Origin of the sequence: Mesorhizobium sp. M0058 (genome assembly GCF_040323095.1) — a bacterium.
Lineage (GTDB): Bacteria > Pseudomonadota > Alphaproteobacteria > Rhizobiales > Rhizobiaceae > Mesorhizobium.
This window is the reverse complement of record NZ_JAMYUQ010000015.1, coordinates 160458-172387: the sequence shown is the minus strand read 5'-3', so window position 1 is coordinate 172387 and position 11930 is coordinate 160458. Positions and strand designations below refer to the sequence as shown.

General features: G+C 64.4%; 9 protein-coding genes and 1 pseudogene. 3 read left to right on the top strand and 7 right to left on the bottom strand.

Annotation, left to right across the window (positions count from 1 at the left end; translation table 11 throughout):
• Nucleotides 1-20 precede the first annotated feature (20 nt).
• Entirely contained in the window at nt 21-728 is a 708-nt protein-coding gene (locus tag NKJ75_RS25235) for a DJ-1/PfpI family protein (RefSeq protein WP_023833958.1), read from the bottom strand.
• A gap of 86 nt (nt 729-814) precedes the next feature.
• Here NKJ75_RS25235 and NKJ75_RS25230 point away from each other — a divergent pair, with 86 nt between their 5' ends.
• On the top strand, nt 815-1762 hold the full coding sequence (locus tag NKJ75_RS25230) for a GlxA family transcriptional regulator (RefSeq protein ID WP_352500328.1): 948 nt from the start codon (nt 815-817) through the stop codon (nt 1760-1762).
• Nucleotides 1763-1824: 62 nt separating this feature from the next.
• On the opposite strand, the gene NKJ75_RS25225 is transcribed toward NKJ75_RS25230, so the two are convergent.
• The 4 genes from NKJ75_RS25225 to NKJ75_RS25210 all read right to left on the bottom strand — a co-directional run bounded on the left by NKJ75_RS25225 (nt 1825) and on the right by NKJ75_RS25210 (nt 6162).
• Nucleotides 1825-2604 (bottom strand): SDR family oxidoreductase, encoded by a 780-nt coding sequence (locus NKJ75_RS25225; protein ID WP_023691358.1) that lies wholly within the window; start codon nt 2602-2604, stop codon nt 1825-1827.
• 24 nt (nt 2605-2628) lie between these two features.
• Nucleotides 2629-3579 (bottom strand): L-arabinose ABC transporter permease AraH, encoded by a 951-nt coding sequence (gene araH / locus NKJ75_RS25220; RefSeq protein WP_023668120.1) that lies wholly within the window; start codon nt 3577-3579, stop codon nt 2629-2631.
• Between the two features lie 11 nt (nt 3580-3590).
• A complete protein-coding gene (gene araG / locus NKJ75_RS25215) occupies nt 3591-5102 on the bottom strand; it encodes an L-arabinose ABC transporter ATP-binding protein AraG (RefSeq protein ID WP_023833960.1) in 1512 nt (503 codons plus the stop codon).
• Nucleotides 5103-5172: 70 nt separating this feature from the next.
• Nucleotides 5173-6162 carry an arabinose ABC transporter substrate-binding protein gene (locus NKJ75_RS25210; protein ID WP_023833961.1) on the bottom strand — a complete coding sequence of 330 codons (990 nt, stop codon included), beginning with the start codon at nt 6160-6162 and terminating at the stop codon, nt 5173-5175.
• Between the two features lie 194 nt (nt 6163-6356).
• Here NKJ75_RS25210 and NKJ75_RS25205 point away from each other — a divergent pair, with 194 nt between their 5' ends.
• Nucleotides 6357-7097 carry a FadR/GntR family transcriptional regulator gene (locus NKJ75_RS25205; protein WP_023687899.1) on the top strand — a complete coding sequence of 247 codons (741 nt, stop codon included), beginning with the start codon at nt 6357-6359 and terminating at the stop codon, nt 7095-7097.
• A 7-nt stretch (nt 7098-7104) separates the two neighbouring features.
• A complete protein-coding gene (gene dgoD, locus NKJ75_RS25200; protein ID WP_023702126.1) occupies nt 7105-8253 on the top strand; it encodes a galactonate dehydratase in 1149 nt (382 codons plus the stop codon).
• Between the two features lie 239 nt (nt 8254-8492).
• On the opposite strand, the pseudogene NKJ75_RS25195 reads toward dgoD, so the two are convergent.
• A pseudogene (locus NKJ75_RS25195) lies at nt 8493-10144 on the bottom strand (FAD-binding dehydrogenase).
• A gap of 50 nt (nt 10145-10194) precedes the next feature.
• Nucleotides 10195-11907, bottom strand: coding sequence for an aldehyde dehydrogenase family protein (locus tag NKJ75_RS25190; protein WP_023826421.1), 1713 nt, complete (start codon nt 11905-11907; stop codon nt 10195-10197).
• Nucleotides 11908-11930: the final 23 nt, after the last annotated feature.

Below are 11930 nucleotides of genomic sequence, written 5' to 3'. Positions count from 1 at the left end.
GCACCTTCGGCCTTGCTGCTTCAGCCGTGGATGCGCGCCGGCGCAGCGGCGGCGCGAGCCTCGCGCCAGCGAGCGAAGATTGCCTCGCGAACCCGCCTCGAACCAGAGAGGCGCTTTTTTGCCTGCGCCAGCACCGCAGGCGACGCCTCGGCGGGCGTGCCGGACCGAAAGGGAGGAACCGGGGCGTATTCGAGCGAGAGCTGCACGATCTCGGCCTCCTCCTGTCCAAGCAGCCTCGCAACCAGCGCCAGGCCGAAGTCGATCCCCGAAGTGACGCCGCCGGCGGTGATGAGCTTGCCGTCTTCGACGATACGCTCGTCGACCGGGATCGCTCCGAACTCGTCAAGGAAATCATGCGCATACCAGTGCGTGGTCGCGCGCTTGCCCCTCAGCAGTCCGGCCGCCCCAAGCACCAGGGCACCGCTGCAAACGGAGGTGATGTAGCGCACCTGCCCCGCGCGCTCCCATACGAAATCGAGGACTGTCTGGTCCTCCAGCAGCGCGTTGACCCCACCCCCGCCCGGAATGCACAGCACGTCGAGAGGCCGGCAATCGTCGAAGGTCGCGGTTGGCGTCAGCGAGAGGCGCGTCGATGACGTCACCGGGTTGCGATCCTTCCAGATCAGCTCCACCTCGGCATCCTTGGCCGATGCCAGGACTTCGTATGGGCCGGTGAGGTCGAGTTGTTGGACGTTGGGGAATACGAGGATGCCGAAACGAAGGGGCATGGAAATCTCCGTGGGTTGACTTCGGGCAATCTACGGCATCATGTTTTGGCACGATTGCCATTCATCCCTCGCTTCGGGCCAAACCAATGCGCCGTATCGAAGTACTTGCCTATCCCGACATCCAGCTCCTCGACGTCAGCGGACCGCTCCAGGTCTTTGCCAGCGCCAACGACTTCAAGAGGCAGTCAGGTGAACCAGCGCCCTACGAGGTCGTGGTCGTCGCCGCCTCGCCGCGGATCAGGACATCGGCGGGTCTCGTGCTGGAGACCGCAGCGCTGCCGGCGCACGGAGGTGAGATCGACACGCTGGTCGTGCCCGGCGGATGGGGCGTCAACGCAGCCTGCGAGGATTCCGAACTGGTCCAATGGATCGCCGGTCGCTCGCGCGATGCCACCCGAACCGCTTCCGTCTGCAGCGGCGCCATGCTGCTGGCGACGGCTGGCCTGCTCGACGGCCGCCGCGCGGTGACCCATTGGGGACGCTGCGCGGAGTTCGCCCGGCGCTTTCCCGCGGTCCGGCTCGAACCCGATCCGATCTTCATCCGCGACGGCAATGTCTGGACATCCGCCGGCGTAACGGCGGGGATCGATCTCGCCCTCTCCCTCGTCGAGGCCGACCTTGGCCGGCACACGGCGCTCGGCGTGGCGCGCGAGTTGGTGGTCTTCCTGAAACGTCCCGGTGGCCAGGCGCAATTCAGCCAGACCCTCAAGCTGCAGCAAGGCGACGGGCGCTTCGACCGGCTGCATGGCTGGATCCTCGAAAATCTGGCCGGTGACCTGTCGCTCACGCAGTTGGCCGACCACGCCAATATGAGCCCGCGCAGCTTCTCGCGGCGCTATCGCGAGGCCACCGGCCGGACACCTGCCCGCGCGATCGAGGAGATCCGGATCGAGGCGGCGCGGCGGATGCTGGAGCGTGGCCAGCCCGTCAACCAGACGGCCCGCCGCTGCGGTTTCGGCTCGGAAGAAACCATGCGGCGCGGCTTTCTGCGCGTGCTGGGCACCAATCCGCGCGCCTATCGCGAGCGTTTCTGATCGCGACTGCTTGCTCCATTAGGCCGGCGGTCGATGCCGTAGAAATAGAGCCTCTCTAGCATTCAGGCGGGATGCTGTAGCTGGCTGAGCCCGCCATCGACGACGAGGGTCGCGGCGTTCATGAACGGGCACTCCTCGGAAATCATGAACACAGCGGCCAGCGCGATCTCGCGCGCCGAGGCGATGCGGCCGCCGGGATGCAGCGCCAGCGTCCTGGCGCGCGCCGCAACCGGATCGGCAAAACTGTTCCAATAGTCGGCTGCCTTCTGCGTCTCGACATAACCGGGCGCCAGCGCGTTCACGCGCACGCCCTGCCCGGCATATTCCAGCGCCAGCGACTTGGTCAGCCCAAGCAGCGCGTGCTTGGCCACGGGATAGGGGAAGGTATGAGGGATGATGGTGAAGCTGTGCGTCGAGGCGATGTTGAGGATCGCGCCACCGCCATTTGCGATCATTGCCGGCAGCACCGCCTTGGCGCAGTTCCAGGCGCCTTTGACGTTGACATCGAAATTGCGGTTCCACTCCTCCTCAGTCGCCTCGAGCGGCGTCGAGAACACATTCATCCCCGCATTGTTGATCAGCGCGTTGATCGGCCCGATCGCGTCGGTCGCCCGGCTGACGGCAGCGGCAATCGCGGCCCCGTCGCTGATGTCGGCTGAGACATGCCCGACATGGCCCTGCGGCGCTGCTAGGCCGGCGACCGCTTTGTCCAGCAGCGCGCCGTCGCGATCGACCAGGAACAGCCTTGCCCCTTCGGCGAGGCAAGCTTCAGCGATGGCAAGCCCAATGCCTTGCGCGGCGCCGGTGAGGAAGATGCGTTTGCCGGACAGGCGCTCAGCCATGGCTGTCACTCCACTGGAAGATGGTCAGCGCCGGCCCAGTGCCGACGAACGCAGATTGTCGAGCAAAACGGCAAGCAGCAGGATCACACCGCGCACAATGTATTGGTAGAACGCCGGGATGTTGAGCAGGTTCATGGCGTTTTCGGCGATGCCCATGATCAGCACGCCGACGATGACGCCCGACATGGTGGCGCGGCCGCCGGCAAGCGAGACGCCGCCGAGCACGCAGGCCGAGATGACCGAGAGTTCAAGCCCGACCGCGGCATTGGGCTGGCCCGACGTGATGCGCGAGGCCAGAAGGATGCCGGCGATGCCGCAGACCACGCCCTGCAGAGCAAAGATCCAGATCCGCGTCCAGTCGACATTGACGCCGGCCAGGCGCGAAGCCTCCGGGTTGCCGCCGATGGCCAGCGTGTTCTTGCCGAACACGGTACGATTGAGGACAAAACCGAAGATGCAGAACAGCACGGCCAGGACCCAGACCGGCGTCGGAATGCCGAACAGCTTCGACAGCGCCAGTTGGTAGAAATCCGGGCTGTTGATGCCGACGGCGCGGCCGTCCGATGCGATCAGCGCAAGGCCGCGCACGATCTGCATGGTGGCAAGCGTCGTGATCAGTGCGTTGATGCGGAATTTGGCGATGACGACGCCATTGATGAAGCCGACGAAGGCGCCGCAGGCGATTGCCGCGAGAAGCCCGAGCAGGATCGAACCGGTATAGTTCGACGCCATCACCGCGACCATGCCGGCAAAGGCGACGATGGAGCCGACCGAGAGGTCGAAGTCGCGCGCGGCAAGGCAGAACATCATGGTGCAGGCGACAATGCCGACGGTGACCACCGACTGCAGCAGGCCGAGCATGTTGCGGTCAGTCAGAAAATTCGGCACCAGCAGCGACACCAGCGCGAAGGCGACGATGAAGATCACGACGAGGCCCTGTTCGCCGAGCAGGATCTTCTTCAACTGATCGGTCATGGCAAAGATCCTCAGGATGCGATCGCGTCGGGGGTTTTCTGATCGGGAAGAGCGGCGGCCAGGATCGCTTTTTCGGCGAACTGGTCGCGCGCGAGTTCGGCGCTGACCCGCCCGCCGCACATCACCAGGATGCGGTCGCAAATGCCCATCACTTCCGGCAATTCGGACGAGACGACGACGATCGCCATGCCGTCTTCGGCAAGCTGGTAGAGCAGTTCGTAGATTTCCGCTTTGGCGCCGACGTCGATACCGCGTGTCGGCTCGTCGACGATAAGCACGCGCACGCCCTGCTCCGACAGCCAGCGGCCGAGAATGACCTTCTGCTGGTTGCCGCCGGAGAGGTTGATGATGTCCTGCTTGCGCGACGGCGTGCGCACCTTGAGCTTCTTGATGAAGGTCTCGGCGGTGGCGATCTCGCTGGCGCGGTTCAGGATTCCGAAGCGCGTGTGATGACGCCGCGACGAGATGTTGATGTTCTCCTCGATCGAGCGGCCCTGGATGATGCCGTCATGCTTGCGGTCTTCCGAGCACAAAACGATGCCGGCGCGGATCGCGTCATGCGGATCGGTGGCATGAACGACCTTGCCATCAACGGTAATGGTGCCGCCTGAGCGCGGGTCGGCGCCGAAGACCAGCCGCATCAGTTCGGAGCGGCCCGCGCCGATCAGACCGAAGAAGCCGACGATCTCGCCCGCCCTCGCCTCGAAGCTGGCGGGCGTCGTCAGTTTTACTCCGCAAACAGCGTCGACCTTCAGCCGGACATCGCCAGCCGGGCGTGGGCGAAACCCCCAGATGTCGGAGATTTCGCGGCCAACCATTTCGGCGACGACCTGATCGCGCGTGACGTCTTTCAGTGACGCATGGTGCGCCGCGAGCTTGCCGTCGCGCAGCACGGTCAGGCTGTCGCAGAGGCGGAACACTTCGTCCAGCCGGTGCGAGACATAGATGATGACCTTGCCCTCGCCGCGCAGGCGGTCGATCAGGGCAAACAGAATTTCGCTTTCGCGCGACGACAATGACGAGGTCGGCTCATCCAGAGCGATGACGCGCGCGTCGAGCATGATCGCCTTGGCGATCTCGACCATCTGCCGTTCGCCGATGGACAGCGTCTTGACCTTGCGGCTGATATCGATGTCGATGCCCGCCGATTTCAGCTTGGCGCCGACGTCTTCCAGCATTCTGGCGCGGGCGATGATGCCGGCGTTGGTGGGGAAGCGGCCAAGGCTGAGGTTTTCGGCAACAGTGAGCTCAGGAACCAGCTGTAGCTCCTGGTGGATGACGATGACGCCATTGTCGAAGGCATCTCGCGTCGTTGCATAGGCTTGCATCTTGCCGTCGATGAGGATCTCGCCGTCATCGGCATGCTGGTCGCCCGACAGGATCTTGATCAGCGTGGATTTGCCGGCGCCGTTCTCGCCCATCAAGCCATGCACGGCGCCCTTGTCGACGCTGAACGAGACGCCGGACAGCGCCTTGACGCCCGGATAGGTCTTGGTGATTTCCGAGAAGTCGAGAAAGGACATGGGGCGCCTATCCTTTTGCCATGCCAAACAGGCGGCGACTGTGAGCCGCCGCCTGTTTGTACAGGGAGGATTATTCGATGCCGAGACCCTTGCGGACCGTCTGGTAGTCGTCGCGCTTGGCCAGCGCACCGGCGGTCAGGATGAGCTTCTCGGGTTCCTTGTTGTTGGCGACCCAGTCATACATGTTGAGCGCAGTCTCGTAGCCGTGACGCTTCGGCGAGATGATCACCGTGCCGACGAAGCCGGTGGCGGTCGGCTTCTTGAACTCGTTGATCGCCGAATCCGCGCCGCCAATGCCGACGCCGATCACGTTTTCGGCCGGGATGCCGACGCTTTCGGAAGCGCGCACGGCGCCGAGAACGGCTTCGTCGTTGAGGCCGAAGGAGACCCACTTCTTGATGTCGGCATGGGCGTTGAGTACCACCGTCGCCGCATTGAGCGCAGCCTCGGTATCGGTCTTGGCCTGCGGCGCGTCAAAGATGATTTCGGCCTTGAAGCCGTTGGCCTTGAGCACCGAAATGGCGCCTTCGACCCGGTCGACGGCGGTCGGCAACTGATCATAGGAGACGCGGATGGCGCCAACCTCGTCGGCCTTCCAGCCGCGCGCCTTCATTTCGTCGACGATCGCCTGGCCGACGGCCTCGCCGATCTTGGTCGCCGAAATGCCCATATGCGGCACGTCTTCCAGCGCCTTCCCGTCTGCGCCGACCAGACGGTCATCAACCGTCATCAGCTTGAGATTGTTGGCGGCGGCCTTGGCGACGATGCCGGGGCCGAGCTTCACATCAGGCGTGCAGACGATGAAGCCTTGCGCGCCCTGCGCGCCGAGATTGTCGATCGCCGACATCAGCTTCTCACCGTCCTCGGCGCCGATCTTGACCAGGGTAAAACCCTTCTCCTTGGCGGCCTGGTCGGCGAACTTCCATTCGTCCTGGAACCACGGCTCCTCGGGCTGTTTGACGATAAAACCTATCTTGGTGTCCTGAGCATATGCAGCGATGGTCGTGACGGACAGCACGGCAAGGGCGCCCGCGACGAGCGCGGTCTTCAGAAGTCGCATGATTACCTCCCAGCGATGGCCGGGCGCTCAGCCCGGATGCAGAGTCTCTAATTCTTTTTATCATACTCGTCAATTGATCTGGTATGATAATTGAGCTACATGCTCTGACCAGGGATCGCTGGCGCAAATCATCCGCATCCGGTAAGGCCGGGGACGCGAGATCAGTGGTTTCGCCGCCTTGGAGGAGGGCTGAGGTGACCGACACTTCGAAGAAGGCATCAGGCGACACCCGCCGCCCGCGCGTCATGCCCGATGTGACCAAGGCGCTTGCCTCAGACATCTTTTCCGGACGCTATCCCGCCGGCTCGTCCCTGCCGACCGAAAACGAACTCGGCGTCGAATATGGCGTCAGCCGCACCGTCATCCGCGAGGCCTTGAAGGTGCTGGCCGCCAAGGGGCTGGTGCTGTCGCGGCCCCGCATCGGCACGGTTGTATGTGAACAGGACAACTGGAACATCATCGACCCGCAGGTGCTGGCCTGGCACGCGCCGCATGCACTGGACGACAAATTGTTCGACGCCATCCTCGAGACGCGCCGCGCCATCGAGCCGCTGGTAGCTGAACTGGCGGCGACTCGTGCGACGCTGCAGGAGATCGCCGATCTCGAAGCCGCCTGGCGCGGCATGGCCAATGCCGGCGAGGATCTCGCCGCCTTCTCGCGCTCGGACATCACTTTCCACCAGATCGTCTATGCCGCGAGCCACAACCCGATCTTCCGCCAGATCGGCAATCTTATCGACACCGGGCTGAAATTCTCGCTCGAAGCAACTGCGACCATTTCGCTCGCCCGGCGCATGGAAGCGGTGGCGGCGCACCGTGAGGTGGTCGAGGCGCTGCGCATGCGCGATGCCGCGGCGGCGCGTGCGGCGGCAGGCCGGATCCTCGACCTTGCGGCGCGCGACCTGGTCAGCGCCAAGAAACTCAAGAACAACTGAGACCAGCATGAAAATCATCTCGCTCACCACCTACATCGTCCCGCCGCGCTGGCTGTTCCTGAAGATCGAGACTGATGCCGGCGTTACCGGCTGGGGCGAGCCTGTGGTCGAAGGCCGTGCGCTGACGGTCGAGGCAGCGGTCAAGGAACTTGGCGATTATCTGATCGGCAAGGACCCGCGCCTGATCGAGGACCATTGGACGGTGATGCATCGCGGCGGCTTCTACCGCGGCGGGCCGATCCTGATGAGCGCCATTGCCGGCATCGACCAGGCGCTGTGGGACATCAAGGGCAAGGCGCTCGGCGTGCCTGTGCACGAACTGCTCGGCGGCAAGCTGCGCGACAGCATCAAGGTCTATTCCTGGATCGGCGGCGACCGGCCGGCGGAAGTGGCTGATGGCGCCAGGGAAGTGGTGGCGCGCGGTTTTCAGGCGCTGAAGATGAATGGCACCGAGGAACTGCAGATCGTCGACAGCCATGACAGAATAGATGCGGCTGTCGAACGAGTCGCCATGGTGCGCGAGGCCGTTGGGTCCAACATTGGCATCGCCGTCGATTTCCACGGCCGCGTCCACCGGCCGATGGCGCGCATGCTGGTCAAGGAGTTGGAACCCTACCGGCTGATGTTCATCGAGGAGCCGGTGCTGAGCGAAAATCGCGAGGCGCTGAAGGAGATCGCCGCCCTCGGCTCGACGCCGATCGCACTCGGCGAGAGGCTCTACAGCCGCTGGGATTTCAAATCGGTGTTCGAACAAGGCGCCGTCGACATCATCCAACCAGACCTGTCGCATGCCGGCGGCATCACCGAATGCCGCAAGATCGCGGCGATGGCCGAGGCCTATGACATTGCGGTGGCGCCCCACTGCCCGCTCGGCCCGATCGCGCTCGCCGCCTGCCTGCAGCTCGATGCCGTCAGCTACAACTGCTTCATCCAGGAACAGAGCCTCGGCATCCACTACAACGCCGCAAACGATTTGCTCGACTATGCCGCCAACAAGGACGTCTTCCGCTACGAGGATGGCTATGTCGCAATCCCCGATGGTCCCGGCCTCGGCGTCGAAATCGACGAGGACTACGTCAAGGAAAGGGCCAGGGAAGGCCACCGCTGGCGCAACCCGGTCTGGCGTCACAAGGACGGCTCCTTCGCCGAGTGGTAGCTCGGCCGACCTTGCGGCCAGGCCTTCAGGACCTCGGGTTCGATTTCGCGGTGGCGCCAGCGTAACGCAGGCCTCTGATGGGCCGCAGCGCCGAGCACCAGCGCATGGGAACCGTCGGCGCCGGCAAGCCGCAACTCGCTGACCGCCTGGGTTGCCGCAAGCGATCGAAAGCAGTCGCTATCCATGGAACATGGCGGATGTCCTGTTCTCATCGACCTTTTCTTGGCCCGCCAGCCGCGTCACCTGCCCGCGGCGTGCCGGCCTGCGTTCCTGCCGGAGAAGATGCAGCTGCCGAGAAATGTCCCTTCCAGCGCATTGTAGCCGTGATAGCCGCCGCCACCGCCGCCGGCCACCTCGCCTGCCGCATAGAGCCCGGCAATGGGTTCGCCATTGCCGTCGAGAACCTGCGAATTGAGATTGGTGTGCAGGCCGCCAAGCGTTTTGCGCGTCAGGATGTTGAGGCGCACCGCGATCAGCGGCCCGTGCCTGGGATCGAGTATCTTGTGCGGCTTGGTCACCCGGAAGATCTTGTCGCCAATGTAGTTGCGGGCGCCGCGGACGGCTGTGACCTGCGCATCCTTGGTATAGGCATGGTCGACCTCGCGATCGCGCGCCACGATCTGCGCCTTGAGCCGGTCGTAGTCGAGCAGATTGTCGCCTGACAGCGCGTTCATGCCGGCGACCAGGTCGGCCAGGTTGTCGCGGACGACGAAGTCCTCGCCCTTTTCCAGGAACGCTGCCACCGATGGTGGCGCCTTGCCGCCGCGCCGGTTCTTCAGCACGGCCCGCCAATCCTTGGCCGTAAAGTCTAGGTTTTGCTCCGAACCCGACAGCACGAACTCCTTCGAAGCGATCGTCTTGCTCAGCACGAACCAGGAATAATCGTGTCCCGTCGACAGGATACGCTTCAAGGTGCCGAGCGAATCGAAGCTCGGGAAGAACGGCGCCTCCATGCGTTGTCCCAGAGCATCGAACCATAGCGGCGACGGCGCCGACAGGATGCGGATGCCGTGGTTCGGCCAGATCGGATTCCAGTTCTTGATCCCCTCGACATAGTGCCACATGCGGTCGGCGTTGATGACGGCCCCGCCGGCGTCCTGGGTGATCGCCACCATGCGGCCGTCGACATGGTGCGGCACGCCGGCACCATACGCTTCGGCGCTGGCCCCAGCCGCCCGACCGGCCAGACCTTGCGAACCAACTCATGATTGCCGCCGATGCCGCCCGAGGTGACGATCACGACACCGGCCGAAAGGTCGAAATCGCCGACGGCCGTGCGGCTCGACTGCTTGCCGCGCTCGACATCGGATGCCTCCAGGATTTCGCCCGCGACGCCGGTGACCGCGCCGTTGGTCTTGATCAGCCGGCTGACCTGATGACGGAATTTCAAAGTGATCAGCCCTTTGGCGACGTGCTCGCGCACGCGCCTTTCGAACGGCGCGACCACGCCCGGCCCAGTGCCCCATGTCAGGTGGAAGCGCGGCACTGAATTGCCGTGGCCATTGGCCAGCGCGCCGCCGCGCTCGGCCCAGCCGACCACCGGCCACCAGCGCATGCCCATGGCGTAGAGCCACGGCCGCATCTCGCCGGCGGCGAAATCGACATAGGCTTCCGCCACTTTCCTTGGCCAATGGTCCTCGGGCCGGTCGAACTGGGCAGAACCCAGCCAATCCTGCCAGGCGAGGTCGCGGCTGTCCTTGATGCGCAGGCGGCGCTGCTCGGGCGTGTTGACCAAAAACAGGCCGCCGAGCGACCAGAATGCCTGGCCGCCGAGAAAACCGCCACCCTCTTGCTCGACGATGATCACGCGCTTTCCGGCATCGCCGAGTTCCGCGGCTGCGGCCAGGCCGGCCAGCCCGCCGCCGACGATGATTGCATCCGTGTCAGCCATTGTCGTAACTCCTGTCCCGGCTTGTTGTTTTTGACATCGGATGCTCGTTGCTAGCCGCGCAGCGCGTTCCAGATGATGCGCGGCAGCTTCAGGAAGCTCGGCCGGTAGTTGAACTCGGTGATCAAGCGGCCGACCATGTGTGCCCTTTTGTGGGTCAGGAACCAGGCCGGCTTCGGCATGATGCGGAACGGCGCTTCGAGCACGCTGCGCTCCGGTCTGTCGAACAAATAGGTGTTGTGGACGACGCCGATGCCGCTCTGCACATCGTCGAGCGTGTGGCCAGGGAAAGCACCCCAGGTCGGGCGCAGCAGCGCGAACAGAACGCCGCTCCAGGAATTGATGCCGATGCCGCCATAGCGCAGTTCGGCAATGATTTCCTCGAAGCGCTGCCGGCCGATCTCGGCGATCGTCCTGGGATGGATGAGGATGTTGGCGGCAAGCGTGCCGTGCAGCTTTTCATTGGCGTAGGCGACAGCGGCGCGCAGATAGGATTCCGCATTGCCCGCCGGCAGCCGCATGACGCTGAGCGCCGGCGCGAACACCTCGGCATTTTCGAGATAGGCGTCCGTGCCCGGCCGGAACGGCACCACAACGCAGGCGGGCCCGCCAGGCCGCTCGAATTTTTGTGCCGTGTCGGCGTGCGCCTCGAAGGCGGCGAGGCGCTCGGTCGCGCCGGGATAATAGGCCGGGCGCGACGGGGCTTTCTGCATCACCTTTTCGAGTGCTGCCAAAAGCGCATCGGATTTGCCCCAGCCTTCGGGCAACACGAGCATTTGGCAGGCGATGCAGTTGAAACCGGAATTGTTGAGCTTTTGGGTAGCGATCAGTTCGGCGTGGTAGGTGATATCGGCATCCGACCACGGACCGGGCACCACGATGGTGGGTGCCACGCCGCCAAGCTCCGAGGTGATACGCCGGCTGTTGCGCGGCGTGCCCGCCGCCTTGTTCTTGCGGCCCTCCTCGCCAGGCCCCCAGACGATCGCGTCATGCGAGGCGGCGGCACCGGTGATGTGGATGTCGTCGACGAGATCGTGGTTGCACAGATACGCGCCGACATCGGCGCCACCGCGCACGATGCGCAGCGCTCCGAATTCGATCAGCGGCCGCAGCGCCGGCCGCAGGAAATCGATCAGATAGTCGTTGACCGGGTTCATCTTGAGCAGAACCACCTGGTGCTCGACCAAAAGCTTGTGCAGGCAGTCGAGCGGCGCGATCGAGGCGACATTGCCGGCGCCGAGCACGAGGCCGATCTTGCCCTTGCGGCTGGTGCGCGGCGCGTCATAGGCCGATGCGGTGTTTGCGGCGAGGTTCGCCTTGGTCACGCCGGGCTGCATCCAGATCTCGGCCTTCAGCCCGGTGAACAACACCTTGTCCCAGAGCGAATTCGGAACCACCGTTACCGCCACCTGTCCGCTAGGCAAGGTGCGGACCGGCAGTCTGTCGAGAAACTTCTTGCCCTCCATCAGGCTGAGCGTGTGGATGAACTGGTTGCAGCCATCCATCAGCGCCGCCGGGCCAGCCAGCCATTCTTCGCCTTCCAGCGGCGAGCCGGTCGGGATGCCCTTCTTGCGCGTCGCGGTTTTGACCCACGCCTCGGCGACCTCGCGGATGTGATCCTTGACCTGCCGCAGCAAGGCGATCCGCTCGCCATTCGAGGTCTGCGCCCAGTCGTCCTTCCTGGCGTCGAGATCGGTGAGGGCGAGGTCGAGTTCGGCTGCCCATTCAGGCTGCACGGGCTGAGTTTTGACTGCCTTGGCGACCATCCTATCCTCCTCCACTTCGGTCT

Bases quoted from the DNA above. Each gene is read 5' to 3' on its own strand.
- dgoD (WP_023702126.1), top strand. From the start codon at position 7,105: ATGAAAATCATCTCGCTCACCACCTACATCGTCCCGCCGCGCTGGCTG.
- NKJ75_RS25235 (WP_023833958.1), bottom strand. From the start codon at position 728: ATGCCCCTTCGTTTCGGCATCCTCGTATTCCCCAACGTCCAACAACTC.
- NKJ75_RS25225 (WP_023691358.1), bottom strand. From the start codon at position 2,604: ATGGCTGAGCGCCTGTCCGGCAAACGCATCTTCCTCACCGGCGCCGCG.
- araH (WP_023668120.1), bottom strand. From the start codon at position 3,579: ATGACCGATCAGTTGAAGAAGATCCTGCTCGGCGAACAGGGCCTCGTC.
- NKJ75_RS25210 (WP_023833961.1), bottom strand. From the start codon at position 6,162: ATGCGACTTCTGAAGACCGCGCTCGTCGCGGGCGCCCTTGCCGTGCTG.
- araG (WP_023833960.1), bottom strand. From the start codon at position 5,102: ATGTCCTTTCTCGACTTCTCGGAAATCACCAAGACCTATCCGGGCGTC.
- NKJ75_RS25230 (WP_352500328.1), top strand. From the start codon at position 815: ATGCGCCGTATCGAAGTACTTGCCTATCCCGACATCCAGCTCCTCGAC.
- NKJ75_RS25190 (WP_023826421.1), bottom strand. From the start codon at position 11,907: ATGGTCGCCAAGGCAGTCAAAACTCAGCCCGTGCAGCCTGAATGGGCA.